32 protein-coding genes are annotated in these 23,235 nt (G+C 51.7%); 17 read left to right on the top strand and 15 right to left on the bottom strand.

Features of this window, described 5'->3' with window-relative positions; all coding sequences use genetic code 11:
- From IB222_RS26310 to ssb, 3 genes are all read left to right on the top strand, one after another.
- Positions 1-882, top strand: a complete 882-nt coding sequence (locus IB222_RS26310) for a replication protein RepA (RefSeq protein ID WP_024562123.1) — start codon at positions 1-3, stop codon at positions 880-882.
- 574 nt (positions 883-1,456) lie between these two features.
- Positions 1,457-1,795, top strand: coding sequence for a TrfB-related DNA-binding protein (locus tag IB222_RS26315; protein ID WP_024562321.1), 339 nt, complete (start codon positions 1,457-1,459; stop codon positions 1,793-1,795).
- 107 nt (positions 1,796-1,902) lie between these two features.
- The gene (gene ssb / locus IB222_RS26320; RefSeq protein WP_014014958.1) at positions 1,903-2,436 is read left to right on the top strand and encodes a single-stranded DNA-binding protein; all 534 of its coding nucleotides are present in this window, start codon (positions 1,903-1,905) and stop codon (positions 2,434-2,436) included.
- Positions 2,437-2,465: 29 nt separating this feature from the next.
- On the opposite strand, the gene IB222_RS26325 is transcribed toward ssb, so the two are convergent.
- On the bottom strand, positions 2,466-3,251 hold the full coding sequence (locus IB222_RS26325) for a SprT family zinc-dependent metalloprotease (RefSeq protein ID WP_014014959.1): 786 nt from the start codon (positions 3,249-3,251) through the stop codon (positions 2,466-2,468).
- 179 nt (positions 3,252-3,430) lie between these two features.
- On the opposite strand from IB222_RS26325, the gene IB222_RS26330 reads away from it, so the two are divergent.
- The 3 genes from IB222_RS26330 (at position 3,431) to IB222_RS26340 (ending at position 4,695) form a co-directional block, all read left to right on the top strand.
- On the top strand, positions 3,431-3,853 hold the full coding sequence (locus tag IB222_RS26330) for an antirestriction protein (RefSeq protein ID WP_024562320.1): 423 nt from the start codon (positions 3,431-3,433) through the stop codon (positions 3,851-3,853).
- 17 nt (positions 3,854-3,870) lie between these two features.
- The gene (locus tag IB222_RS26335; RefSeq protein WP_223240929.1) at positions 3,871-4,161 is read left to right on the top strand and encodes a hypothetical protein; all 291 of its coding nucleotides are present in this window, start codon (positions 3,871-3,873) and stop codon (positions 4,159-4,161) included.
- 279 nt (positions 4,162-4,440) lie between these two features.
- Positions 4,441-4,695, top strand: a complete 255-nt coding sequence (locus tag IB222_RS26340) for an antirestriction protein ArdR (protein WP_029697564.1) — start codon at positions 4,441-4,443, stop codon at positions 4,693-4,695.
- A gap of 46 nt (positions 4,696-4,741) precedes the next feature.
- Here the strand turns inward: IB222_RS26340 and dqlB are convergent, their stop codons facing one another.
- Both dqlB and IB222_RS26350 read right to left on the bottom strand, forming a co-directional pair.
- A complete protein-coding gene (gene dqlB / locus IB222_RS26345; protein ID WP_024562317.1) occupies positions 4,742-4,837 on the bottom strand; it encodes a DinQ-like type I toxin DqlB in 96 nt (31 codons plus the stop codon).
- A gap of 622 nt (positions 4,838-5,459) precedes the next feature.
- Positions 5,460-5,717, bottom strand: a complete 258-nt coding sequence (locus tag IB222_RS26350) for a hypothetical protein (RefSeq protein ID WP_164999224.1) — start codon at positions 5,715-5,717, stop codon at positions 5,460-5,462.
- Positions 5,718-5,868: 151 nt separating this feature from the next.
- Here IB222_RS26350 and IB222_RS26355 point away from each other — a divergent pair, with 151 nt between their 5' ends.
- The 4 genes from IB222_RS26355 to IB222_RS26370 all read left to right on the top strand — a co-directional run bounded on the left by IB222_RS26355 (position 5,869) and on the right by IB222_RS26370 (position 7,892).
- Positions 5,869-6,660, top strand: a complete 792-nt coding sequence (locus IB222_RS26355; protein WP_024562316.1) for an LPD29 domain-containing protein — start codon at positions 5,869-5,871, stop codon at positions 6,658-6,660.
- 168 nt (positions 6,661-6,828) lie between these two features.
- Positions 6,829-7,098, top strand: a complete 270-nt coding sequence (locus tag IB222_RS26360) for a cobalamin biosynthesis protein CbiX (RefSeq protein ID WP_149384984.1) — start codon at positions 6,829-6,831, stop codon at positions 7,096-7,098.
- 41 nt (positions 7,099-7,139) lie between these two features.
- Entirely contained in the window at positions 7,140-7,340 is a 201-nt protein-coding gene (locus IB222_RS26365) for a hypothetical protein (RefSeq protein ID WP_116315264.1), read from the top strand.
- A gap of 54 nt (positions 7,341-7,394) precedes the next feature.
- Positions 7,395-7,892 carry a MucR family transcriptional regulator gene (locus IB222_RS26370; protein WP_040115102.1) on the top strand — a complete coding sequence of 166 codons (498 nt, stop codon included), beginning with the start codon at positions 7,395-7,397 and terminating at the stop codon, positions 7,890-7,892.
- A 372-nt stretch (positions 7,893-8,264) separates the two neighbouring features.
- On the opposite strand, the gene IB222_RS26375 is transcribed toward IB222_RS26370, so the two are convergent.
- Entirely contained in the window at positions 8,265-8,522 is a 258-nt protein-coding gene (locus IB222_RS26375; protein ID WP_157676235.1) for a hypothetical protein, read from the bottom strand.
- A gap of 149 nt (positions 8,523-8,671) precedes the next feature.
- Between IB222_RS26375 and IB222_RS26380 the strand changes: the two genes are divergently transcribed.
- Together IB222_RS26380 and IB222_RS26385 are read left to right on the top strand one after the other, a co-directional pair.
- Positions 8,672-8,878: a DUF905 family protein gene (locus tag IB222_RS26380; protein ID WP_032493183.1), complete on the top strand. Its 207-nt coding sequence runs from the start codon at positions 8,672-8,674 to the stop codon at positions 8,876-8,878.
- 74 nt (positions 8,879-8,952) lie between these two features.
- Complete coding sequence (locus IB222_RS26385) at positions 8,953-9,135, top strand: hypothetical protein (RefSeq protein ID WP_032493182.1); 183 nt, start codon at positions 8,953-8,955, stop codon at positions 9,133-9,135.
- Positions 9,136-9,193: 58 nt separating this feature from the next.
- Here the strand turns inward: IB222_RS26385 and IB222_RS26390 are convergent, their stop codons facing one another.
- The 4 genes from IB222_RS26390 to stbA all read right to left on the bottom strand — a co-directional run bounded on the left by IB222_RS26390 (position 9,194) and on the right by stbA (position 11,133).
- Positions 9,194-9,544, bottom strand: a complete 351-nt coding sequence (locus IB222_RS26390) for a hypothetical protein (RefSeq protein WP_014014961.1) — start codon at positions 9,542-9,544, stop codon at positions 9,194-9,196.
- Positions 9,545-9,605: 61 nt separating this feature from the next.
- A complete protein-coding gene (stbC, locus tag IB222_RS26395; RefSeq protein ID WP_000360828.1) occupies positions 9,606-9,974 on the bottom strand; it encodes a plasmid stabilization protein StbC in 369 nt (122 codons plus the stop codon).
- A gap of 2 nt (positions 9,975-9,976) precedes the next feature.
- The gene (gene stbB, locus IB222_RS26400; RefSeq protein ID WP_000861579.1) at positions 9,977-10,693 is read right to left on the bottom strand and encodes a StbB family protein; all 717 of its coding nucleotides are present in this window, start codon (positions 10,691-10,693) and stop codon (positions 9,977-9,979) included.
- A gap of 8 nt (positions 10,694-10,701) precedes the next feature.
- The gene (gene stbA / locus IB222_RS26405) at positions 10,702-11,133 is read right to left on the bottom strand and encodes a plasmid stabilization protein StbA (RefSeq protein WP_029697170.1); all 432 of its coding nucleotides are present in this window, start codon (positions 11,131-11,133) and stop codon (positions 10,702-10,704) included.
- Between the two features lie 595 nt (positions 11,134-11,728).
- Here stbA and IB222_RS26410 point away from each other — a divergent pair.
- From IB222_RS26410 to IB222_RS26430, 5 genes are read left to right on the top strand one after another with little or no spacing between them, the layout of a single operon-like run.
- Entirely contained in the window at positions 11,729-12,025 is a 297-nt protein-coding gene (locus IB222_RS26410; protein ID WP_223240928.1) for a TraK, read from the top strand.
- Positions 12,025-13,557 carry a type IV secretion system DNA-binding domain-containing protein gene (locus IB222_RS26415; RefSeq protein WP_000139145.1) on the top strand — a complete coding sequence of 511 codons (1,533 nt, stop codon included), beginning with the start codon at positions 12,025-12,027 and terminating at the stop codon, positions 13,555-13,557. The genes IB222_RS26410 and IB222_RS26415 overlap by 1 nt, the downstream gene beginning before the upstream one ends.
- A 4-nt stretch (positions 13,558-13,561) precedes the next feature.
- Positions 13,562-16,780 (top strand): MobF family relaxase, encoded by a 3,219-nt coding sequence (gene mobF / locus IB222_RS26420; protein WP_024561907.1) that lies wholly within the window; start codon positions 13,562-13,564, stop codon positions 16,778-16,780.
- On the top strand, positions 16,777-17,442 hold the full coding sequence (locus IB222_RS26425) for a DUF6710 family protein (protein WP_000971716.1): 666 nt from the start codon (positions 16,777-16,779) through the stop codon (positions 17,440-17,442). Before mobF ends, IB222_RS26425 begins: the two co-directional genes overlap by 4 nt.
- Positions 17,435-17,797 (top strand): hypothetical protein, encoded by a 363-nt coding sequence (locus IB222_RS26430; RefSeq protein WP_024561906.1) that lies wholly within the window; start codon positions 17,435-17,437, stop codon positions 17,795-17,797. The genes IB222_RS26425 and IB222_RS26430 overlap by 8 nt, the downstream gene beginning before the upstream one ends.
- A gap of 619 nt (positions 17,798-18,416) precedes the next feature.
- Here IB222_RS26430 and IB222_RS26435 read toward each other — a convergent pair.
- From IB222_RS26435 to IB222_RS26465, 7 genes are read right to left on the bottom strand one after another with little or no spacing between them, the layout of a single operon-like run.
- Positions 18,417-18,728, bottom strand: a complete 312-nt coding sequence (locus tag IB222_RS26435; RefSeq protein WP_000570332.1) for a hypothetical protein — start codon at positions 18,726-18,728, stop codon at positions 18,417-18,419.
- Positions 18,725-19,237 (bottom strand): phospholipase D family protein, encoded by a 513-nt coding sequence (locus IB222_RS26440; RefSeq protein ID WP_029697418.1) that lies wholly within the window; start codon positions 19,235-19,237, stop codon positions 18,725-18,727. The genes IB222_RS26435 and IB222_RS26440 overlap by 4 nt, the downstream gene beginning before the upstream one ends.
- Positions 19,238-19,248: 11 nt before the next feature.
- Positions 19,249-20,250 carry an ATPase, T2SS/T4P/T4SS family gene (locus tag IB222_RS26445; RefSeq protein ID WP_001076634.1) on the bottom strand — a complete coding sequence of 334 codons (1,002 nt, stop codon included), beginning with the start codon at positions 20,248-20,250 and terminating at the stop codon, positions 19,249-19,251.
- Positions 20,251-20,300: 50 nt separating this feature from the next.
- Entirely contained in the window at positions 20,301-21,434 is a 1,134-nt protein-coding gene (gene virB10 / locus IB222_RS26450; protein ID WP_000101920.1) for a type IV secretion system protein VirB10, read from the bottom strand.
- Positions 21,434-22,321: a TrbG/VirB9 family P-type conjugative transfer protein gene (locus IB222_RS26455; protein ID WP_000758230.1), complete on the bottom strand. Its 888-nt coding sequence runs from the start codon at positions 22,319-22,321 to the stop codon at positions 21,434-21,436. The genes virB10 and IB222_RS26455 overlap by 1 nt, the downstream gene beginning before the upstream one ends.
- 10 nt (positions 22,322-22,331) lie before the next feature.
- Positions 22,332-23,027 carry a type IV secretion system protein gene (locus IB222_RS26460; protein WP_001208352.1) on the bottom strand — a complete coding sequence of 232 codons (696 nt, stop codon included), beginning with the start codon at positions 23,025-23,027 and terminating at the stop codon, positions 22,332-22,334.
- A 10-nt stretch (positions 23,028-23,037) separates the two neighbouring features.
- Positions 23,038-23,169 (bottom strand): hypothetical protein, encoded by a 132-nt coding sequence (locus IB222_RS26465; protein ID WP_032493177.1) that lies wholly within the window; start codon positions 23,167-23,169, stop codon positions 23,038-23,040.
- Positions 23,170-23,235 lie beyond the last annotated feature (66 nt).

Below are 23,235 nucleotides of genomic sequence, written 5' to 3' on the forward strand. Positions count from 1 at the left end.
ATGGCAGAGGAAAGCAAACAGCTAACCAAACGGCAACAAAAAGCCATTGATACAGCGGCGTTAATCCGGCAGGAGCCGCCGCAGGGTGAAGATATGGCATTCACCCACTCCATTCTGTGCCAGGTCGGTTTGCCCCGTTCTAAGGTGGCAGGGCGTGAGTTTATGCGCCGTTCTGGTGATGCCTGGCTCGTCGTACAGGCAGGCTGGATTGATGAAGGCAGTGGCCCGGTAGAGCAGCCTTTACCCTATGGCGCTATGCCGCGACTCACGTTCGCCTGGATTTCATCGTATGCACTGCGCAACAAAACGCGAGAAATCGCCATCGGCCATAGTGCTAATGAGTTTCTTCACCTTATGGGGATGGACTCACAGGGAACCCGTCATAAAACGCTGCGTACACAAATGCAGGCGCTGGCCGCGTGTCGTTTGCAGCTGGGCTTTAAGGGCCGGACCTATAACGGCCAGCCAGTCGAACAGTTTGACGCCTGGATCAAAGATGGTGACGCGAAGCAGCTCACGCTATGGCCGGGAACGCTCACCCTGTCCGAAGGCTATTATAACGGCCTGATAGACAGCGCCGTTCCGCTCGACAACAGAGCGTTACATGTGCTGAAAGGTTCCGCGCTGGCGCTCGATATATACGCGTGGCTTGCTCACCGTCTCCACCGCATCGAGGGCCGCCCGGTCATGCTGTACTGGATGAAGCTGCGGGAGCAGTTCGCCCAAGAGTACAGCGGGAAGAATGCCGACAAAGATTTTAAACGGGCATTCATGCCAGCGCTGAAGCAGGTGCTTTCAGTGTACCCGGCGGCAAAGGTCGAACAGGTTAAAGGTGGTCTGCTGCTGTATTGTTCCCCGCCTCCTATACCGTATAAATCCTGATATAAAGGCCCACAACGGGCCTTTTCTTTTGTGGATAAGCCTGTTTATTCAGCAAGTTATCCACGTTAAATCGCCCCCCCTCAACTGCGTTAAATCACCCCCCTATCCACGTTAAATCGCCCCCCTCAACTACGTTAAATCACCCCCCCTAGCCCACGTTAGATTACCCCCCCCCTAAACCTGTAAGGTGATCCTTTATGTTTTTCCTTTAATTTCTACCTGTACATATATCCTGTAATTAACAAAGCCTATCTGTGAGTAAGGCGCGTCCGGTGTACGACTTAGCAACAGTGGAAATTACGCTTCCTCGACCTGACAGACTCGCCGCGCTGCGGCTCCCTAATCAGGTCTTGCGGCGAGCGTTGCGGACTCTCTTTTAAAAGCGATAACTTTCGCTATAATCCAGAGCTATCAGCATTTCCTTCGCTGATTCACCCGGAGGCCAGTTGCTGCCGCGACGGCCTCCCCCTCTCCTTCTCATTAGTTCAATAGAGTAAAATCATTATTTACTAACATTGACCGTTAGCGGTGGCCGCTATATCATGGGCTTAATCGTTATCAATCAGGAATGACTATGGCCCGCAAACAGACCCGCAGCATGACGCAGGAAGAATGGGATCGCCTCTTACCCGCAATGCAGACGTTTACCCACTTATCGACCGAAATCGGTCATTCAGTGTTGGTTAAAGGGGAAAGCAATAAAGACGTGGCCGAACGTGTCGGACGGACCAAGCAGAACGTGGGTTCCACGGTGAAGCGCATTTGGGATCTGTACCAGTCGTTAGCCGTCGATATTGAGGGCGAAAAGCTACGCAAAGTTGACGTGTGGATACCTGAAAAATTAGCCCTGAAGGTGCTGAAGGAAGCAGAGAAGTACGCCATCAATCAGAGCAAAGTTGAACAATCCGAATAAGAAATAATAGTAAATATATAGTTTACTTAGATTGACTATAGCCCTTCAAATTGCGATAATTATTTCTCCGGGAAGCTCACAGCTTCCCATTATCAGGAGGATAAATTATGGCTTCACGCGGTGTTAACAAAGTAATTCTCGTTGGCAATTTAGGCCAGGACCCCGAAATGCGCTACATGCCTAATGGCGGCGCGGTCGCTAACCTGCGCCTTGCCACATCCGAATCATGGCGAGATAAAGCCACTGGCGAGCAGAAAGAAGTCACGGAATGGCATACGGTAGTCATCTTCGGCAAGTTGGCCGAGGTTGCAGGCGAATACCTCCGCAAAGGCTCGCAGGTGTACATTGAAGGCCAGCTGCGTACCCGCAAATGGCAGGATAAGGACCAGCAGGATCGCTACTCAACGGAAGTAGTGGTTAGCATGAACGGCGTTATGCAAATGCTGGGCGGTCGCCAGGGTGGCGGCGCTCCCGCTGGTCAGGGTGGACAGCAACAGTTTAGCGGAGGCGGTGCGCCAGCTGCTGCACCGGGAACGCAAGGGCAGCAACCACAACAGGGCGCGATGCCGGACTTTGAAGATGATATTCCATTCGCCCCAGTTACACTCCCCTTCCCTAACCATGCGATCCACGCGCTGTAATGAAAATAAAGCCCCGTCAGGGGCTTTTCTTATGAGGGCTGAAGTTCGGCCTTCTCGCAATGCTCCCCGCCGCAGAACACGACCAGACCCGGCTTACCCCACAGATTCACATGACACACAGGGCAGGTGTATTTTGCGCGGTTGGACTTGTTTACCGGGGTTTCTGGCGGCGGTGAAACAAACTTCATTGCCTCGATGATTTCATCATCCAGTTCGCCGGGTTCGTCGGTGTAGTCGTCCTGCGGGTATTCCCCATCATCATCTTCATCATCGATGTAACCTTTTCCGCTGGGTGACTGCGGCGCTCCGGGCTTCGGCTGGTACGGAGGAAAGCGGTCCATCCAGGACAGCTGAAAATTGCGCGTTAACAGTTCATCACACGCCCGATCAAAAGCGCCGCCGGTGATGATGTAGTGCGTCATGCTTTGGCCTACTTTTCGCCCTCCGGGTTGCCCGGTATCCGATGGCATTAACCCTACCCGCTCCATTAGCGCGGCCCATTCTTTATTGTGATAGCCACGTCTCCCGGCCTTGCCAAAATGAAACTGCCACTGGTGAACCATTTCATGCACCAGAGTAGATAACGTCGCCTTGATGGTGCGTATGGAGAAATACACCGGATTCATGGCTATTTCATCGACCATTTGCCCGCTCTCACGGCCCGCGAAGCGCTGAAATGAGCAATAGCCGTAAGTACGCTTTTCACGTTGCAGGGTGATCAGGCATGGCGGCAGCTCGTTATTAAAAAGCCGTTCATCAAAAAAATCGTAGGCGTGCTGGAGTTCTTCGTAGGTTTCGGGTGTTGGCAATGTCATGTGGCCTTCCTTCTGTATTGCGCAATACAGAAAATATACTGCTGATAAAGAGTAAAGTCTAACAAAATTTGTATTTACTAATATTGACTTTGAGGGCGAGAAGAGCGATACTTAATTCATCGGGAGGCAATACCGCCCTCGTTAACACAGCCCAAAGCGGCAACCTCGGAGTAAATACTATGGCTAATATCGTCACCGCAAAAATCTATGGCCCCGCTCAGAAAATGCGTTTCCTTCCTTACGCGTTCGCAGAATTTTATCTTCAGGCAGAAAACTACGTTTGCAGCTTTATGAAAAAATACGCAGTTGGCTATGATGGCGGCTGCTGGGAGTACATCACCTATGAAAACGGTGCGTGTGCCTTCATCGCGCCGGATGGCTACCAGCTCACGCTTCCTAACTATTTTGATGAACCTGTTAGCGCGAAAGAAGCCGGGATTATCGTTGCGCTGTATGCCTACAGCCACTTTTGCTGCGTGGCGTTTGAGCGTGGCTGGCAGCGTGTGAATGAGACGATGGCCGAGCGCTATCACACGCTGCGGGACTTTACCGAAACGCTCCCGCCAGAGTCACAGAGCCGTATTTTTCGGGCAATAGATTAACCAGGAGCGGCGGGCATTTGCCCGCCTTACTCGTTCAGGAAGAAATGCTGATGGTTACGACAGATGAAGTCTGGTTTCGGTATCTCGACTATTCGGGCCAGACAAAGGCGGTCCGGGTGGCATCCGTGCGGTTCTGGCCGGACATTCAGGAAACGATCTTTCCCCCTCTCCTGGTGCCGGAAGGCAAGCGCCGCGTTGTGCGCTGCCGCTGCGGGAGTAATGACTGGAATGAGGATGGCCGCTGGCTGGGTGAATACTGCTGCGCCAGCTGCGGGCAATACATACAGGTATTTGAGAAAAAGGACTGACATATGGCTTTCGACTTCAAAAAAGAGGATGCGGCCAAGTATGGCCGCGAGGTTTACCGGGCGTTTCGTAGTAAGGGCAATCACCGCTGGGATACGTGCGTTTTCGTGAATGAATCCGGGGCTTACTCTGCCGTGTTCCGGCACTCGTTCCGCAAAAAGGTTATCGAGGATGGCAAAGAGATCCGGCGCAACGTCATTGATGATGAAATCGTGGTGGCCGCGCCGGACGCGGGCAGTTTTACCAGGGCAAAATTCCCACAACTGGCCGACGCAAAGGAGCTGAAGCAATCCGGCTTTTTCGCCCGCTTACGGTTTCTTGCTGAAGCAGCTGCTTACCGTGAAGCGTGGCCGGGGCATGATGGCGGCGTGGTACTGATATGGGAAGGGAAAGCCTATGGCTGGAAAAATTGCCTGCGTGATGCCGGGTGTGAGCGCCCCGGCGCGATAGCGATCGACACTGACGGTCATGTTTTTATTGCTGAAGGCGGTAACGATTATGACGGCGCGAAATGCTGGGTAGCTATGCCATGTTAAAAGGCGGGGAGTGGTCCCCCCGCCTTTAGCTACGTTTCCGCGCTCATCAATCGACAAATTCGCGGATCAGTTCCAGGATTGCAATCACAGCGTTTGACACCGCGACTACCGCCCGCAGAACGACGATTAACACGTTAATCATCCGTTTGCTCCATACAGAGCCGGAACGTCGCTGATTGCCCTTACATTGCCTGTCACAGCGACTACCCAACGTCAATTGTTTGGTCGTTCCCGCTCCAGCCTGGGCATTGAAACAGCACCACCTGTTTTTCAACCAGGACTTTAATCCGTTCATGCCGCATAAGCGGGGAGCTGGAGCGAGGACGTTAACAGATTGACCCGCGCAGTATACCCTATTCCGCGTCGTTTGCATTTACGCTACCCATGACGTAATATTTCGTTGTCAATTGTTTGGTCGTTCCCGCCTCAGTCTGGGGCAAAACATTAAAGCCCGATCTCACCAGTCGGGTTTTTTTGTGCCTGTCGTTTACCTTTCCACGCTGGGCGTCGCCCTCCGGGCCGCTACGTTGTGCTGCGCATCGAGCCAGCCTTGCTGTCTCGCCCCTTCGGGCTTCCATCGCTGACGCATCAAAAATACTGAATGCCTGTTTTCCCTGCCCGCTGTCGCTAACTCACTGAAATAACGTAAAACCCGAAATGGGCGCCCGCCAGCTGCAGCTGCTTCTCAGCTGCTGCCGGCTGCGTGTGTCGTTCAGCAAATTTGATCGTATCGGCCAGCGTCGCCAGCGGCGCTGTAAGCCCGTTTACAGCCCATCCGGGCGCGTCAGCTGCGCTGACCCACCACGGACCCGGAAATCACGCCCAGCGCGTCGCAGAGCGCCGCACAGGCCGCTCACCGGGACAGGGCTTATGTATGGCCGTGGCGTGGCGACGGGAGCGGTGGAAAGGATGGCTTTGCAGGAAGGGGGATTATTACGGCTAAAGCCGTAACGCTTTTTAAGTCCTCGCGCTTTGCGCTGCGGGGCTTCCGGCGCGTTGCGCCTCCCATGCGCTCCGCGCATCTTTTTAACTGCGTAGCTTCATGAAATATAAGTAATAAATGTATTTACTAACATTGACTTTGAGGGCAAAAAGAGCGATACTTAATTCATCGGGAGGCAATACCGCCGCCCGGTGACACAGCCCAAAGCGGCGATTATCAGGAGTAACATCATGACTACTTTAACTGTCGGCCAGTGCCTCACCTCTTTTAAAAACGAGTATGTAGTAAGCGCGGTTAATCTGGCTGACGGCAAAATCAGCTATACCATCCTCGGCCTGAATGCCCCAACCTGCGCCCCGCTGCTGGAAACTTCCCTGCGCTTTTACCAGGTGATCGATAAGACCCTTCCACTCGATGAACTCCGCGCCCGCCGTCAGGTTGTGCAGAGTGTGACCGACCAGCGCGAAGCGAGACACCAGGCGAAAGAAGATGCCCGCCAGCTGGCGAACGAACGCGCCAGCGCTGACCCGGAAAACGCCGGATTGCTGACCACGGCCACCGAAAGCAACACCACCAAGCTAGCCGCTAAAAACATCCGTATTCTGCTGAAAAAGCATTTCCCCGGAGTGAAGTTTTCTGTCCGTATGCGTGACTATAACGCGCTCTATGTTTCGTGGACGGATGGCCCAACCAAAGAGGCTGTAGAAGCGATTACAGACAAGTTTGAGGAAGGTAGCGTTAACTCAATGGAGGACATTTACGAATACAACATTACGGGCTTCCACCGTGTTTATGGTGGCGTGAAATACCTGTTTTGCTCACGCGACCTGACCGACGCGCTGATCGCTGAATCTATCGAACTGCTGCGCAAAGAATACGGCGAAACCACCATCCCGGCTGATGTAACGCTTGAGGCGTACAAATCCGGGGCGCTGGCGGGGCGCGGGCATGACTGCTTTACCTGGGGGCTTGCAGCGCAAATCCGCATCAATGCGGGAAAGGTGGATAAATCCAGCCGCTGAAATTAGCGCCCTTCGGGGCGCTTTTTGTTGGTAGAAGTGAATGAAATATATGTAATAAATGTATTTACTAATATTGACTTTGAGGGCAAAAAAGGCGATACTTATTTCATCGGGAGGCAATACCGCCGCCCGATAACACAGCCCAAAGTGGCATCTAAGGAGTTATCTATGAACTATCTGATCATCATCCCAATCGCGTTGATTCTCGCCGCCGCCGCGCTGGCTCTTCCGTGGTTTATGGTTCGCCAGGGCTACCGCGAACAAGTCCAGCTGGGCGGTGCGTGTACTACCGTGCTGGGGCTGGCCGCATCAACAGGCGTGTTTAGCTATGCCGATAACGTGCCGCTGGCGCTGCTGTACGGCTCTGCGTCGGTCGTTTCATTCCTGTATGCGCTTGATTGCTTCCTGCCGCTTTACCTGTCACGTAAATCTCACTAACCCACAGGCGGGGGGAAACCCCCGCCAGCCTGGAGAAAAAAATGGAAAAAGGAAAACTCGCCCAGCAACAGGGTTTTGACCTGGAGTTGCAGATCCTGAAAAGCCAGCGCGGTTTTTACATCGGTACGGCCACCAATGAGGGCTACCCGGTATCAAGGGAATCCGCTGAATACTTCCCGGATAGCAGCACCGCGCAGCAGGCTTTGACGGATAACCGCTGGACACAGCGGGAGGATTATTAATTAAATTGCAGGGCGGCTAATCGCCGCCCTGCATAACGAAAAGGAGGCCGGACGATGGCTGATCATGACGACGCACCGGAAAAAATTAAGTGCCTGGAGTGCGGGAAGGAGTTTTCTTTCCTGGCCCCTCATTTGAGTAAAGCCCACCAGATGAACGCCAGACAGTACCGGGAACGCTGGGGCATACCACTACACAGGCCGCTTGCCAGTGCCGAGCATTCCCGCCAGTGTCGGGAAAATGTTTTGCGCCGTATCCGGCGGGGCGAAATTCGCCCCGCTGACCAGCTCGCGCTCATGGCCGAAGGCCGGAAGAATGCTCCTGAACGTGCGACCAGCACCAGGTTGCATAAAGTGGCGGCGGCGAACGTCGCGCGGGTACATCAGATATGGAAGCATTCTCCGGTGGTGAAGGTCGTTCCTGATACGCTCAGGGATGAAGCCGTGCAGAGAATGACGGCCAGAAAGGTGACTGGTGAGAAAGTTAAGGATATTGCTGCCGATCTGAATCTGTCGGTTGGGTGTCTGTACAAATGGGTGGCGAGCGCTAAATAGGGCGTCTCCCTGCGGGCCGCTACGTCGTGCTGCGCATCGAGCCAGCCTTGCTGTCTCGCCCCTTCGGGCTTCCATCGCTGACGCTTGTGATAAACATGGATTGTGCAGCTCAACGGGTATCAGTTCGTCAAGCCCGGCGCTTGCAGCGGCCAAAGGCCGCGCCGCGCCAACCGCCCCGCAACGGGGCTATAAGGCATCAAAAATACTGAATGCCTGTTTTTCCTGCCTGCTGTCGCTAACTCACTGAAATAACGCAAAACCCAAAATGGGCGCCCGCCAGCTGCAGCTGCTTCTCAGCTGCTGCCGGCTGCGTGTGTCGTTCAGCAAATTTGATCGTACCGGCCAACGTCGCCAGCGGCGCTGTAAGCCCGTTTACAGCCCATCCGGGCGCGTCAGCTGCGCTGACCCACCACGGACCCGGAAATCACGCCCAGCGCGTCGCAGAGCGCCGCACAGGCCGCTCACCGGGACAGGGCTTATGTGTGGCCGTGGCGTGGCGGCGGGAGCGGTGGAAAGGATGGCTTTGCAGGAAGGGGGATTATTACGGCTAAAGCCGTAACGCTTTTTAAGTCCTCGCGCTTTGCGCTGCGGGGCTTCCGGCGCGTTGCGCCTCCCATGCGCTCCGCGCATCTTTTTAACTGCGTAGCTTCATGAAATATAAGTAATAAATGTATTTACTAATATTGACTTTTGGGGCAAAAAAAGCGATACTGATTTTATCGGGAGGCAATACCGCCGCCCGGTAACACAGCCCAAAGCGGCAACCTACGGAGTCCCCAATGAAACAACATATCGCTGCAATTATTCGCGAATACAACACCCCTACAATAACCGTCGAAGTAGCCAATACAGACCGCTACGATAGCGAGCAAATCGAGATCCGCCAGGTTGTGGATGGTCGCCTTGTCTGGCGAGCGTGGGACTATGAGACAGGTTTTGAAAATGACCTGCATCGCGAGCTGGCCTATTGCCATATCCCGGCCTGATTGAGCTATAAACACCCCGCCCGGTGAAATCCGGGCAATACAGCCCAAAGCGGCACTTATCAGGAGTAAGCCTAATGACAAAAATCACAACACCGTCCCAGCTGAAAGCAGAGCTGGAGAGCCAGAAAACCTACCTTCTCGAAGCCTGCCTGATGGCCTTCAATCAGTTACCTAACCAGCGAACAAAAGGCGCGTTCCCGTCAACATACGCGCTTGCAGCAAAGATTGATTACCTGTTGCAGCAGGAAAAAAAATAAGCCTCCCTACAACGACAAAGCCCGGTATTAACCGGGCTTTTCTGTATTGCACAATACACTAAAGGTTAAGCGCGTTTGCGTCCTGCGCCAGCCAGCATTGGTATGTTTCCTTTTGAAACTCCCCGCCGCAGCCGCCACCGGCTTTTGATTTTCCGCAGTGCTGGCATGTACCCAGCGCGGCTTTTTCTTTCTCCCACTGTTGCCAGTTGCGGATCAGCAGCAGCTGGAAAAACTCATTTGGTGAATAGGGTTGTTTACCCATCCGGCGTACCTGCCGTAGTTCTTCCAGTTGCGCGGCTTCATCGTGCGTTAGCGTGACTGTCACGCTAACACCTTCGGCGCGTAACCGTTCGCGGCGGCGGGCTTGCCGCCGTCTGGCTAACATCCTCTCGCGTTCTGTTTTGTCCATATTTATCACCGTGACTGTCACGATTGAGAAAAGAGAAAAGGCCGGGAGTCCGGCCTTGTGGTTACTTCAGGATCAGTAAGGTCAGCGCCGCGCCAATGGCCGCGCCGACGATGGAACAAACAGCCGTCATGATCACGACGCGGTTAACGATGGTGCTGGCGTTGTTGTGCTGGAGTGATTGCCAGCGCGTCAGAAAGTCTGACCGCGCTTTGTTTTCCTCCTTCATCGCTGCCTGTATGTCTCTCAGGCTGCCGATGATTTCCGCTCTCGAATCGTCTGCCGTCAATTCAAGTGCGCTTTTGAGTTCGCCCAGCTGCTGAAGCATGTCGGCTTGTTCAACCTTCACTTGCTTCATGGCTTCTACAATTTCCTTCGCGTCTCCCAAAAACCAGTCCATCAATACGTCTAATTTATCGGGCTGCTTATCCATGCTTAATCTCCGATTAACAGGGAGAATGTTTTATCCAGGTTACTTTTAACCGGAATAGCCTGTTTCATGTAAGTATAACGACGCGCCATTTTGCGGCGTTCGTCTGCGTCAGCTGATGCTTTAGCGCGGGCTTTAAATTCTTCCGCATCTTCAGCGGTCAGCGTTTCAAACGAAATTTTGTGATGCGCAAGATATTCGTACACCTCACTATTATAGATCGCAGAGTTTTTATTAATGCGGCCTACTTTAGTTTGCTTCACGAAGTCGAAAATCGGGCTGAAAACATTTTCAACATCATCACCCGGATTAACGCGGTTTGGAACAAAGATAATCTTTTTGTTATCCACGCCAGCCTTGCTTAACGTGTGCGCCGTTTTCATACTTTCTTTGATGGCTTTATCTTCCGGTGTTACTGGAATGAAATACATATCAAATTCATTTGCGCCGCCATCGAAGCGGGACATTGCCATTAAAAACGGTTCCACGTTTGACGCGCCAATATCAATAATCGCTGCATCTTCAAAAACCACATCCTCAATCAGACGGGAGAAATCATCACCTTTAAAACTGGTGACATTTTCAATCCCTAAATCAGACGCTGACTGGTTAATGGTTTCGACCGCGAAAAATTTCGCATCTTTCAGGCGCGGGGCGAGAAGGTAAGTTGAAACTAAAGTTTTGCCAACGCTGCCACTGTAATTAATAACCGCTACTTTCATTGCACACCTCAATATTTTTTGATGAACTCATTAGGATCGAACTCGGCTCTTGCCTCGTCAAAAAATTCCTTTCCGATGATACCCGGTGACTGTTTCGTTTCGTCTCCCTCGGTCGCACTTTGTGTATTGTGCAATACATCTTTTTTCACCTGCTCAGACTTCGCGGGTTTTTCTGTATTGTGCAATACAGGTTTCTTCTGTTGCTCACTGGCTCCGGCTGATTCTGTATTGTGCAATACAGAATCAGGGGCGGTATGTTTCGCCCGGTTTTGCCTGGCCCGATACAGGGCAGTATCAAAACTTCGGACGTTCACATTCTCCAGGCCGAAGCGTTCAGATACCGCCTTGAAAACCTCCTCTCTGGAGACTCCCAGCGACAGCATTTCTTCTACTTCCGGCAACATCATTTGAATTGCTGCCCTGATGCTTTTGGGCTTCATAGTACCCTCATGTAGAATGATGTATTTTTGATGTAATAGTGATGTATTTGTGTCGTATCAACTATCCCATGACGTAAGAGTGATGTAATTGTGGTGTAATGTCAACCATGAATTGACGTAATAGTGGTGTATTTGTGGTGTATGGGTATTCATGCAAGCATGAATACCGGGATATTGAACGCTTTTTCACCAAAATACCCCTTAACCTCCGTAGATCGCTCCCACCAAACTGATTATTTTTTAGCCCTTAACCTGCTATACACCTAACGCAGTGCGATGAATCGCACTAACTAACTGATTAAAAAAACAAAAAATGAAATATTTCGGATTGCGGGTATTAAAAAGGTATTAAAAAAAAAGCATAAGAGCATGGTTTGTATGGAAATTCAGGTATTACTTTGTTAATACTTACCTCATGCGGTTAAACTACCGCCAGATTGAACACGAAAAATCACCAGTTGAGGACATGATGCCGATCATCACATGCAAGGTAACGGACGAAGAAAAAGAGCTTATCGACAGGCTAGCCGGAACGAACAGATCGGACTATATGCGCCGTTGTTTGTTGGCCGGATCAGGTGGCCGGATAGGTGGATTGAGTCAGGTTACGGAACAGATAAACGAAGTAAATCGACGCCTCGATATTCTGTTTGACCAGGTATCAGAGACAGACATGAGCGCGTTTTCCTCGGAGCTGAAAGGTCTGGTCAAGCAGCTGTCACAACTCAAGTTGCCGCCTCCCGGTCAGATGATGCTGCACGAATCCCTGGCAATCGAGACGGTGATCCTGCTGCGTTCGATGGCGACCCCGGCCAATATGAAATCCGCCTGGGGAGAGCTGGAACGTAACGGATACAAGGTATGGGAAAGTAAACAAGAGAGGAAGGAATAATGACAGAACAAGAAAGAGGACTTATATTTTTATGCTCGCTGCTGGGACCGATACCCTTTGTGTGGTTTATTACTGCAAAGTTTGTTTATGGTATTAATAGCGAAACGGCTCACTACCTTGTCCCCTATTTGCTAAAAAACACGTTCAACCTGTGGCCGTTATGGGTGGCGATTATTGCAGGTGCAGTTATAGGTTTGTGTGGCTTTATAGGATTCATTATTTACGATAAGGGTCGGGTGTATAAAGGACCACGTTTTAAACGCGTACTCCGTGGCACTAAATTAGTAAGAGCTTCATCTTTAGCCGAGAAAACAAAAGAGCGTGGTCATAAGCAATTAACGGTTGCAGGTGTTCCTGTGCCTACTGAATATGAGACTCTTCATTTTTCAATCGGCGGGGCTACTGGTACAGGTAAATCAACGATTATCAAGGAAGCTATATATTCAAGCCTGAAAAGAGGCACGGATAAGCGTATTGTTCTTGATCCAAATGGCGAATATGTTGAGACGTTTTATCGTCCCGGTGATGTGATTCTTAGCCCCTATGATAAACGTTCTCCCGGCTGGTCAATGTTCAACGAGATACGCGATGACTTTGACTATGATCTCTATGCTGTATCTATTATTCAGGAAAGTAAGGAGCGTTCAGCAGAGGAATGGTATAGATATGGTCGTCTTATTTATCGTGAGGTATCAAAGAAGTTACTCACGCTTAAACGTAGCCCAACAATGGAAGAAGTCATGCACTGGTGTACCATTGTTGAGAATGAAAAATTAAAAGAGTTTGTGAAAGGTACACCTGCGGAAGCCCTGTTTATCAAAGGCGCTGAAAGGGCCACCGGGAGCGCCCGTTTTGTCCTGGGTGACAAATTAGCCCCACACCTGAAGATGCCCGCAGGCGATTTCTCGCTGCGTGACTGGCTGGAAGATGATAAACCCGGCACGTTGTTTATCACCTGGCAGGAGCAGATGAAAAAGAGCCTCAATCCGCTGATCTCATGCTGGCTGGATATTATGTTTTCAAGCCTGCTGGGTATGGGTAAGCGCGACCAACGCACGTTGTTTTTTATCGACGAGCTGGAATCACTGGAATATCTGCCAAACCTACAGGATTTACTGACGAAGGGCCGCAAAAGCGGCGCGTCTGTATGGGCGGGCTACCAGACGTACTCTCAGCTGATTGAGCGCTACGGCATCAACATAGCGGAAACACTGCTGGGAAGTATGCGTTCCGGCATCGTCATGGGTAGCAGTCGATTAGGTAAAGAAACCCTTGAGCAAATGTCCCGCGCATTGGGCGAGATTGAGGGCGAAGTGGAACATAAACAAGGCAACCCATTCCAGGCGGGCATTGGTAACAGGCCACGCATCGAAACGCGCACCGTCAGAGCCGTTACTCCTACGGAAATATCAGAGCTGAAAAACCTCACTGGATACGTCTATTTCCCTGGTGATCTGCCTGTCGGCAAGTTCAAGACTAAACATGTGCAATACACGCGTAAGAACCCGGTTCCGGGCATCATCATGAGGTAGCGCCATGCTTGATATTACGACTATCACCCGTATCGATATTGCGTCAGTTGTAGGCTACTACGCTGATGCAAAAGACGATTACTACAGCAAAGACAGCAGCTTTACCGCGTGGCATGGTCAGGGTGCTGAAGCGCTGGGCCTTTCCGGCGAGGTCAGTTCCCAGCGTTTCAAAGAACTGCTTGTCGGGGAGATTGACCCTTTTACACAGATGAAGCGCTCCAGCGGTGACGCGACGAAAGAACGGCTGGGATACGACCTCACATTTTCCGCGCCTAAAGGCGTATCGATGCAGGCGCTGATCCACGGCGATAAGGCTATTATCGCCGCCCATGAAAAAGCGGTTGCCGCTGCCGTCCAGGAAGCGGAAAAGCTGGCTCAGGCCCGCACGACCCACGCAGGGAAAACCATTACGCAGAATACCGGTAATCTGGTTGTTGCTTCCTTCCGGCATGAAACATCACGCGCCCTTGACCCGGAGCTGCATACCCACGCCTTTGTCATGAACATGACACAGCGCGGGGATGGTCAATGGAGGGCGCTTAAAAACGATGAACTGATGCGGGCCAAGATGCACCTGGGGGATGTCTACAAGCAAGAGCTGGCGCTGGAGCTGACAAAGGCCGGGTATGAGCTGCGCTATAACAACAAAAATAACACCTTTGATATGGCGCACTTTACGGATGAACAAATCCGGGGATTCTCGCGGCGTTCTGCTCAGATAGAAGAAGGGCTGGCGGCTATGGGGTTGACCCGCGAAACCGCTGACGCACAGACCAAAAGCCGGGTATCGATGGCGACCCGCGACAAAAAAACAGACGACTATTCGCGTGAAGATATTCATAAAGAGTGGGTTAACCGGGCTAACGAGCTGGGAATCGACTTCAATGATCTGTCCTGGGCTGGCAAAGGCAAGGACGGCCCGCAAACGTCAATGAATACCGTCCCTAACTTCACCAGCCCGGAGGTAAAAGCCGACCGGGCGATTCAGTTTGCGCTTAAATCCCTTTCAGAGCGCGATGCGTCTTTTGACCAGTCCCGATTGCTGGCCGTGGCAAATAAAAAGGCTATCGGCCAGGCATCAAAGCAGGATATTGAAGCCGCCTATTATCGCGCTGTGGCAAAGGGGGCCATTATCGAAGGTGAAGCGCGATACACCACCACGACTGACCAGAGAAGCAAAGACGCGCCACCGCTACCAGCCATGACGAAAGCGGAATGGCAGGCGCAGCTGACCGACAAAAAAGGGATGAACAACGACCAGGCGAAGGCATTAGTTGCTGAAGGTATCAAGTCTGGCCGCCTGAAAAAAACCAGCCATCGGGTAACGACCGTTGAAGGTATCCGGGTAGAGAAAGCGGTGCTGAATATCGAGGCTCGCGGTCGGGGCAAGGTGATCGCCGCGCTAACAAGCGAGCAAGTTACCGCGCAGCTGGTCGGCAAGACCCTGAAGGCCGAGCAGCAGAAAAGCGTCGTAGATATTTGCACCACGACAGATCGCTTTGTTGCGGCCCACGGCTTCGCCGGAACCGGGAAAAGCTATATGACCATGAGCGCGAAGGCCGTTCTGGAGTCGCAGGGCTTTAACGTCACCGCACTGGCTCCCTACGGTACGCAGAAAAAATCCCTGGAAGATGAAGGTATGCCCGCCCGTACCGTTGCCGCTTTCGTGAAGGCAAAGGACAAAAAGATAGACGAGAAAAGCGTGGTCTTTATCGATGAAGCGGGCGTGATTCCGGCCAGACAGATGAAGGTGCTGATGGAAACCATCGAGAAGGCCGGGGCCAGAGCGGTATTCCTGGGCGACACCTCACAGACAAAAGCCGTAGAGGCGGGCAAGCCATTTGAACAGCTGATCAGCGCCGGAATGCAGACCAGCTACATGAAGGATATTCAGCGCCAGAAAAATGACGTGTTGCTTGAGGCGGTGAAGCTGGCCGCAGAGGGCCACATATCCGGCTCGCTGGCCCGACTCAGCAATATTAGCGCAGAGAAGGACCAGGATAAGCGGCTGGAGGCTGTAGCGAATCGCTGGCTGTCATTCTCCCCGGAGCAGCGCGAAGGTACGCTGATTATTTCCGGCACAAACGAATCAAGGGTAATCCTCAACAGCCAGATTCGGGAGGCGTTGCAGTTGCAAGGAAAAGGCGTGGAGGTGAATTTTCTGGAGCGCGTTGACTCCACGCAGGCCGAACGCAGGGACAGTAAATACTACCAGGTAGGGCAAATTATCATCCCCGAAAAAGACTATAAAAACGGACTTCAGCGGGGCGAGTCTTACCGGGTGCTGGATACAGGTCCGGGGAACCTGCTGACCGTGGCCGGGAGCGACGGCCAGAAAATCAGCTTCAGCCCGCGCACACATAAAAATTTATCTGTTTATACCAGCGTGGCCGCCGAGCTGGCCGTGGGCGATAAAGTGATGGTGACGCGTAACGATAAGACGCTGGATGTGGCGAACGGCGACCGCTTCACCGTGACCGGGACTACCGAGAAAGGCACTTTTACGTTAACCAACGCGAAGGGCCGGGAAATCGAGCTGGACCAGAAGCAGGCCGCCTATCTTTCGTATGCCTATGCAACGACCGTCCATAAAGCGCAGGGGCTTACCTGTGATCGGGTACTGTTTAACATCGATACCCGTTCTCTGACGACTTCCAAAGACGTTTTTTACGTTGGGATTTCCCGCGCCCGTCATGAAGTCGAGATCTTCACCGATGACAAAAAGCGTTTGTTGAGTAGTGCCAGCCGCAACAGTCCTAAGACCACGGCCAGCGAAATAGACCGATTCTTAGGGATGGAAGAACGTTACAAAGACGTAAACCGGAGCTATGGCCATAGCGATGGCCAACAGGAAAAAAGTTATGGCCATGATGCTGGCCATCAAACCGAAGAGAAGGAAAACACCATGAAAAACGCGACAGAAGCCGCGCATGATGGCCCTGATACTTCAGGTACTGAAAACACGTCTCAGGATTTGCGCCAGCGTGAGCAGGAGGAAGTCAACGCAGCTATCCGGTACGAGCAGAGGCAAGAAGCTACACCGGAAATGGAGGCGAACCCCTACCACGACTATGAGCGGTATGCTGACGAAGGGCCGGACTATGGCGACATGCAGGACTACAGCACGTATGAAGAATATGAACGTGCGCGTGACGTGGAACTACCGCAGCATGAGCACGAAAATCATCAACATGATCATGACAAGGAGGGCTACGGCCTATGATGTTCTGGAACCGAAATAAGAAAGAAAAAGCCGCTGCCGGCAATGAAAAAAATCGCTTCGATCACCTGCTTTCGGTGGCCGAAAAATTACCCGTTAAGGCGCTACCTGATCTCATTCGCGCCATCGTGCGGCCAGTACAGAGTGATTTCTTGCTGGCGGTAGCCGAGGAAGGGACTGATGCCCGCCCGGATATGACCCCGCAGGAGTTCTTCTTTGAAGGGCTTATCCAGGTGCAATCTTACGAGAAGATGAAAGAGGGTGAACTGGACGGCGCTGATTATCCGTTGTCGCTGGCAAGTGAAATGGTGCTGCCGTGGCCCTGGAGCCTGACACGCTATATCGATAACGTTTCGCACATTGGAACCCATAAGGGCAGGCCGTGGAAGCAGGATAAAATCAACCACTATGTTGACTTGTGGTTGCCCTGGCGCATTGGCTTTGTGCGCGGTGGCAACCATTCCATAACGGCGGGCATTCTGGCCGGAGAAGGGACCGTGATACCGGATCACGTTTACGATATGTCCTACCTTTTTGAGCTGGTCCGAACGGACGGTAATCACTGGTTCGTTGACGGCCAGAAGGTTGAGGCGGTGAAATCCGGGCGGTCAGCGGCTGTTTTCGAAATTGGCCGTTTACTTACGGAAGGAGCAAAAAATGGGTGAGCAAATTACTAACGCGGAGTGGGAAAAAATCTCACCTGATAATTTTGAAACAGCCTCTTTGTTGCGAGCTGTTGATGCTATTGATGATTTACGCGGGGATTTTAATGATGGCGAGTATTCAGCGCCGCCGCAAATCAGAACTGATTTACTCAGGCTTCATGAGATAGCAATGGCAGTGATTAACGAAGGTTCACGTAGCCGGGTTTCAGCATTGTTCGAGCTGGCGAGTGACCTGGACGAACAAATATCCCATCTGGTAAATCGGCTGGATGAAGTGCAGGACACGCTATCTCAGCTAATGGAGTTGTATCCAGAAAGCCTTTACTACGATGATATTGAAGGCGATGAGGAATAACGGAAGATCAAAGATCGTTGATCGATCCTCTGAAAATCCTGTACTCTCTTGCTCAGAAACGAAAAAACCACCCGGCAAGGTGGTTTTTTCGAAGGTGATAAGAGCGTCAACTCTTTGCACCTGGTAACTGAATCCGAAGCAGGGAGAACAGTCACCGTTAAATTCAAATGTAGTGTAGCAGTCGTCATGGCTGCAATTCAAGTCCCATCTCCCTGCTCGAATGACGTTACCGCATTGGCTGTTACCAATGGCGGCGATTTGCCGCGCCTGACGAACTGGAAATCGTGTGTTTGTCATAGTCAGGCGTAACGGCAGCGGGAGACGGGGAGTCTGGTTAAAACCCGCAGCGTTGGAGCGAACTGTCTAAGTCGAGCCGAGAACTTTAAGCGTGAGCTATGAGAAAGCGCCACGTTGCCCGAATGGGCTAAAGGCGGTCAGGTTTCGGTAAACGATATGACAGGAACACAGGACGTAACCAGGGGGAGCGATGCCAACGAAAGGCGGCAGATCTCTAAGCTGTGTCGGGTTTCGCCTACTTCTGACTTGTAGCTTTTTTTTGAAGCTCGTCAGGAGGGGCGGAGCCTTTGGAAAAAGGCGACTTACGCCGCCTTTCATGCTTTTATCGCTCATAAATCGGTATTAGTAGCAGGACTACAACGGACATAGATTGAAGTCCTGTTATGGCAAAATGCATCCATCTATAGGAACTTGAACGATCTTTAGTCTCGTACACACCTCTTATCATTATCGGCTTTTGCATTAACATGATTATCAAAATACCGAGCATATTTGTAATGAAAGAGGTAAAAGCGGGTATACCTATGAACATTAATCCTCTGCGCGATAGCTCCGCAGCTATTGCTACCACAGCAACTAATTTCAGTGGCTGTACGGCATGTTTGAAAATATAGCGTTCAAATTTTTCTATCATTTATAGTCCTCCCCACGATTCCAACGGTCCTCCCAGTGCTCAAGATAAGGTTTTGCCAGCTGGGGCATGTTCCAGATCACCACCGCGTTTTCCGAGTTTTTAGATTCTGCTGCTTTGGTGTAGTTGAAGCTGCCCGTCTGAACTGACCGTTCATCAATAATCATCACCTTGTCATGCTGGATAGGAAAGTCGCTATCCACCCGCAGCGGGATCTCGTTTTTCACAATGTACTTCATCGCACGGTGGCTTACGTCATTACGATTGCCGCGTTCGTCGATAACGATTTTCACATCGACACCGCGATTTTTAGCTTTGACCAGCGCCTGCATTATATCCATCGCGGTAAAGCTATAAGCCATCATTCGGATCGAGGATTGCGCGGAGTCGATAGCGCCAATTACCAACGTTTGAGCGCTACCTTCAGGAGAAAACCCGACCTGTACCGATGGCGAATCGGCGGCTATTGAGGGCAGGGAGGAAAAGGCCAGAACCCCCGTCAGGAATATGATTGCTCCTTTTTTCACTTTATCCCTCCATTCATGCACTCATACTTATATTCTGGCGAATAGTAGATTTCGCGAATCTTCCTTTTCGCCATGAAAACGACCACATCAATAGTGGAGTGCAGCAGGCGCATAATGTCAGAAATATCCAGCATACGGCCCACTTCGGTAGCTTTAACCATCAACCCTATACGGGTGAAGGCATCCATCGCCGAGTTAGCATGTGTGGAGGTTAAGCCGCCAGGGTGTCCGGTATTCAACGCCTGAAGGTAATCCCATGCAGCATCATCCCTCAGCTCTGTCATGAAGATACGATCTGGTGTCAGGCGCATACAGGCTTTAAGGCACTGCGTCGGCGTAGCCAGCCCTGGTTTATCTTTACCGCCATATTTCATATAAACGGCTTCTTCCAGGTGGGTAGCTTCAACTTCGTGAGCATCCTCCATGATTATCACGCGTTCCTGCGGGCTAATGGCTTTGAGCAGGGCGCGGGTGAGTACCGTTTTCCCTGACCCGGTTTCTCCCACAACGACAACGGTTCGCTTTTTCCGTACCGCAGTAAGCAAAAATTCTTCCCGGCGTTTAGCCCGGTATAACTCTTTCAGCAGGAGATCGTCGTCGTCCAGCTCGCGCTTATGGCTGTCAATTTCCCGGCAAAACTCAAAGATACCTTCCTGGCTTAACGTCGCCAGGTCTTTATCCAGCGCGATATTTTTACGAAAAGCGATAGCGGCGGTGTTATCGATCACCGCAGGCGGTAAACAGATAATTCCCCTGGAACCGTCCGGTAACACCACGTCATTAATCATCTGGCGCGAAACGTTATTGGCGCTGGTTAATGCCGCAGTCAGGTTATCGATAAACGCGCCGGTAATGCTGTCGTTCTGGATGATTTTGCGGCCTTCGAATGTGTCACAAACCACCTCGTTATAACGGTTGATTCGGACTTCAAATACGCCCGGATCTTCGAAATACTCCCGCAGCGGCCCCAGCTGGTAATAAGCCGATGATTGATTCATGTAAGTTATCTCCTGCTACAAAGAACAGTGGGCCTTCCGGCCCACGTTGATTAGTTGTCTGCCAGTGAGTAAATATCACTGAAATCGAGGTCACGAACGACGTAGATACTGATTGCGTCGCCCTGCTGGTCGTAGAGTGTTGGCGGGATGTTAATCGTGGCTCTCAGTGCTTCAGAGGCCAGTTCCTGCGAGTTGTTTTGCGTATTACTAAACTGGATATTATTGCCGTTTTGAGCTGCGGCCACGCCAGCCTGAAGCGCGTCAGACAGGACGGAAATGAACACGGCCCCTTCGAAGCGATCCCAAAAGTGGGAGTCAACCTGTCCGGGAACACCGGAACTACCGAGAGAGTTGGTCCCGGCGCTATCCAGATTAACGAATGTGCCATCCGGGTTTACCACTCGCTCCCACAGCACAAAGACGCGAGCCTGACCATTTTTGAGGCCACCGTTCATCTGGCCCGTAACAAATGCGCCTTTGTCGATCAGCTTCACCAACCCATCGAGGGAATACACATCACGCGTCACCCGGCAGGACACCATGCCGGGAACGGTCGTATCCAGCTCCGTAGACGTGCCACACGGTATCATCGTCCCTTTAGCAATGGTCATGCTCATATTTTGCATTACGCCCGCTCTGCTGCCTTTCAGGCGGGCAGGTGTAAGCTCTTTTGCTAACGCGCTGCTGCCTTCGCTGCCTTCGTCGCTTTGCTGCTCTTTTTTGGCCGGAGTCTGGCTACCGCCCTGCTCGCCGGAAAGATCGCCATCAAGACGGCGCTGCATGGCGACTTCTTCCGGTGTCAGCTGCTTCTTCCCGTTGCTGGCCCGGCCCGTGTTGCTATGACTGGCTTCATATTCCGCTCTGGCTTTATCCTGCATCGCCTTCTGATTAGCGTCAGGGGCCGCTGCCCCGCCAACGTTCGGGTTAGTGTTGAACTGATAGTTAGGCAGACTGCTAACCCCATCATTTTTATTACCGCTGTCAGCTTTGGCCGTGTCCGGCGCTTTGCGTGTGTGCGTGTAAATAGTGACGCCAACGAAGCACATGGCGATGATAGCCAGGATAGCAATAAAGGCTTTTAGCCCTGGTGCGGTGCGGCGTTTCTGTGCGGGCATTCCCCCGCGTTCATCGTTGAAGCTGTTGTTGTTATCCAGCTCGCTATCAATATCGACTTTACGGGCCATTAGTTATCCCCTCCTTTTTGCACCCTTCTTACATCCGGGGAGGCTGTGCCAGTGGAAATTGCGCCAGCTGAAGGCACGTAGTTGATATTTTTGATACCAACAACCTTTGTCCAGCCAAGCCTTACACGCCATTCTTTCGCTACGTTCTGGCATTCCAGAATGTTGTTATGTTCACCAACCGGGCGACAGTTAGGGAGCGTCTCTTTGCCGCTGGACGATATGTAATAAACCTGCGGTAAGTCGGCGTTTTCCGGGAACTCAAAGCGCGTGAAACGGTAGTTATCCCAAACATGGATCGGCTGAATATCTGCCATTTCCGGCTCGTCGCTCATTTCATACTGGTAGTTTTTAGGACCAGCGAAAGCAGACTCCCGTAGCTTCTCCGTCAGGCGCTTTTTCTCAGCCACGCTGGAGGCTTTTTTCTGCTCGTCAAACGGGTATTCATAGGTCAGCTGAAGCGTGGCCTGTTTCATTGACCACGGCGTTTTGATAAACGATTTTGTTTCTGTGCCGTCAGCGTTCTTTGTTGTCGTCTCACCGATATAGTGAAGCACGATGTTATAAGACCGTTTATCAGTAACGATGGTCAGGTTGGTATCACTCATTTCGGTCTTAGGTTTCACGAAATAGTGATTAAGTTTGTGTGAGAAAATCCAGCCAGCAGAATCACCGAAAGCGTGAGTGATATAGCTTTCATCCGGGGAAACGACGATATGCGTAAACAGGCCCGCTACCGCATCAATTCGCACCACATCGACCGGGTTATAAACTACCGTTTTGATACGGAAGTCATACGGTGAACTTTTCGGCGCTTGAAGCGCCGCTGCGTTGAATGTGGTCCCGGCCAGCGCCATTGCGATCACTGCGGATAAGACTACTTTTTTCATAGTACAGTCCTCAGTTCGACTCAGGGTTAACGCGGTAACTGGTGACGCGGAAGCCGAGCGGGTTGATGTAGCGCTGCGAGGCGTTCATAGCCAGCGATTTGTACTCGTAGCCCAGGATGGCAATCCAGCGCTTCGGTGGATCGTCAAAGTTATTGCTACGAGAGCGGCGAACGGTCGTAAAGCGAATGGTCGCCACGCCATGCTCTCTATCGAGAATGGTTGAGTTGATGCTTACTCGCGTTGTCTCGCTGTCACCCAGGACCTTATCAATCCCTTGCTTACCCTTGAACCGGGAAAGGTAGGCTTCCGCCACGTTCGGCGTGGACATTAAACCTACGGCGTCATAGTCCACTTGCAGGGAATAAAAATCGTAGGATTCTCGGTGGATAACGTATTGAGTCAGGAAATACTTATCAATTTCGTCGCCATAGGTGGCATCGTCACGCGTCAGCTTAACCTGTGATACCTCGTGATTGCTGGGGTTCAGCGTCAACAGGAACGGCGGTATTGGCTGGCTGTAGCGGTAATTCACAAAGGTAGCATTACCGATTGCCACAACCGCTACAACGGATGCGACCGCGGCGACTATCCACGCCGTGCGGCGTGAAGATAACACTTCGTTCATAACGTCCACTTCCAGCCCTTTACGGCTTTCGTTGAACTCTTTGATGGCCTCTTTGGTCAGCCCTTTCTTTTTCTCTCTCATAACAACCACCTTATCCCTGTGTATCTACTGGAAGCGTTTTATTGACTGGCACGGTGTGGCTCCAGTCCGGCTCCGGCGGTGGCTTGAAACTGCTGGAACATGCCCCTAACAACAACACCCCTAAAAGTACGATTGCGCGCATAGTTTCGACCTCATTTGTCCATTGCGTTCTATTATCTTATATCCGTGAAATTGCAATTTCAACGAC

Origin of the sequence: Citrobacter sp. C13 (genome assembly GCF_014596815.2) — a bacterium.
Lineage (GTDB): Bacteria > Pseudomonadota > Gammaproteobacteria > Enterobacterales > Enterobacteriaceae > Citrobacter > Citrobacter portucalensis.

Excerpts from the sequence above, each read along its gene's own strand:
- mobF (WP_024561907.1), top strand. The coding sequence starts at position 13,562 with ATGCTTGATATTACGACTATCACCCGTATCGATATTGCGTCAGTTGTA.
- IB222_RS26365 (WP_116315264.1), top strand. The coding sequence starts at position 7,140 with ATGGAAAAAGGAAAACTCGCCCAGCAACAGGGTTTTGACCTGGAGTTG.
- IB222_RS26375 (WP_157676235.1), bottom strand. The coding sequence starts at position 8,522 with ATGCGCGGAGCGCATGGGAGGCGCAACGCGCCGGAAGCCCCGCAGCGC.
- IB222_RS26315 (WP_024562321.1), top strand. The coding sequence starts at position 1,457 with ATGGCCCGCAAACAGACCCGCAGCATGACGCAGGAAGAATGGGATCGC.
- ssb (WP_014014958.1), top strand. The coding sequence starts at position 1,903 with ATGGCTTCACGCGGTGTTAACAAAGTAATTCTCGTTGGCAATTTAGGC.
- IB222_RS26360 (WP_149384984.1), top strand. The coding sequence starts at position 6,829 with ATGAACTATCTGATCATCATCCCAATCGCGTTGATTCTCGCCGCCGCC.
- IB222_RS26370 (WP_040115102.1), top strand. The coding sequence starts at position 7,395 with ATGGCTGATCATGACGACGCACCGGAAAAAATTAAGTGCCTGGAGTGC.
- IB222_RS26455 (WP_000758230.1), bottom strand. The coding sequence starts at position 22,321 with ATGAAAAAAGTAGTCTTATCCGCAGTGATCGCAATGGCGCTGGCCGGG.
- virB10 (WP_000101920.1), bottom strand. The coding sequence starts at position 21,434 with ATGGCCCGTAAAGTCGATATTGATAGCGAGCTGGATAACAACAACAGC.
- IB222_RS26385 (WP_032493182.1), top strand. The coding sequence starts at position 8,953 with ATGACAAAAATCACAACACCGTCCCAGCTGAAAGCAGAGCTGGAGAGC.
- IB222_RS26430 (WP_024561906.1), top strand. The coding sequence starts at position 17,435 with ATGGGTGAGCAAATTACTAACGCGGAGTGGGAAAAAATCTCACCTGAT.
- IB222_RS26425 (WP_000971716.1), top strand. The coding sequence starts at position 16,777 with ATGATGTTCTGGAACCGAAATAAGAAAGAAAAAGCCGCTGCCGGCAAT.
- dqlB (WP_024562317.1), bottom strand. The coding sequence starts at position 4,837 with ATGATTAACGTGTTAATCGTCGTTCTGCGGGCGGTAGTCGCGGTGTCA.
- IB222_RS26380 (WP_032493183.1), top strand. The coding sequence starts at position 8,672 with ATGAAACAACATATCGCTGCAATTATTCGCGAATACAACACCCCTACA.
- IB222_RS26415 (WP_000139145.1), top strand. The coding sequence starts at position 12,025 with ATGACAGAACAAGAAAGAGGACTTATATTTTTATGCTCGCTGCTGGGA.
- IB222_RS26330 (WP_024562320.1), top strand. The coding sequence starts at position 3,431 with ATGGCTAATATCGTCACCGCAAAAATCTATGGCCCCGCTCAGAAAATG.
- IB222_RS26355 (WP_024562316.1), top strand. The coding sequence starts at position 5,869 with ATGACTACTTTAACTGTCGGCCAGTGCCTCACCTCTTTTAAAAACGAG.
- IB222_RS26350 (WP_164999224.1), bottom strand. The coding sequence starts at position 5,717 with ATGCGCGGAGCGCATGGGAGGCGCAACGCGCCGGAAGCCCCGCAGCGC.
- IB222_RS26460 (WP_001208352.1), bottom strand. The coding sequence starts at position 23,027 with ATGAGAGAGAAAAAGAAAGGGCTGACCAAAGAGGCCATCAAAGAGTTC.
- IB222_RS26435 (WP_000570332.1), bottom strand. The coding sequence starts at position 18,728 with ATGATAGAAAAATTTGAACGCTATATTTTCAAACATGCCGTACAGCCA.
- stbA (WP_029697170.1), bottom strand. The coding sequence starts at position 11,133 with ATGAAGCCCAAAAGCATCAGGGCAGCAATTCAAATGATGTTGCCGGAA.
- IB222_RS26445 (WP_001076634.1), bottom strand. The coding sequence starts at position 20,250 with ATGAATCAATCATCGGCTTATTACCAGCTGGGGCCGCTGCGGGAGTAT.
- stbB (WP_000861579.1), bottom strand. The coding sequence starts at position 10,693 with ATGAAAGTAGCGGTTATTAATTACAGTGGCAGCGTTGGCAAAACTTTA.
- IB222_RS26390 (WP_014014961.1), bottom strand. The coding sequence starts at position 9,544 with ATGGACAAAACAGAACGCGAGAGGATGTTAGCCAGACGGCGGCAAGCC.
- IB222_RS26465 (WP_032493177.1), bottom strand. The coding sequence starts at position 23,169 with ATGCGCGCAATCGTACTTTTAGGGGTGTTGTTGTTAGGGGCATGTTCC.
- IB222_RS26325 (WP_014014959.1), bottom strand. The coding sequence starts at position 3,251 with ATGACATTGCCAACACCCGAAACCTACGAAGAACTCCAGCACGCCTAC.
- stbC (WP_000360828.1), bottom strand. The coding sequence starts at position 9,974 with ATGGATAAGCAGCCCGATAAATTAGACGTATTGATGGACTGGTTTTTG.
- IB222_RS26310 (WP_024562123.1), top strand. The coding sequence starts at position 1 with ATGGCAGAGGAAAGCAAACAGCTAACCAAACGGCAACAAAAAGCCATT.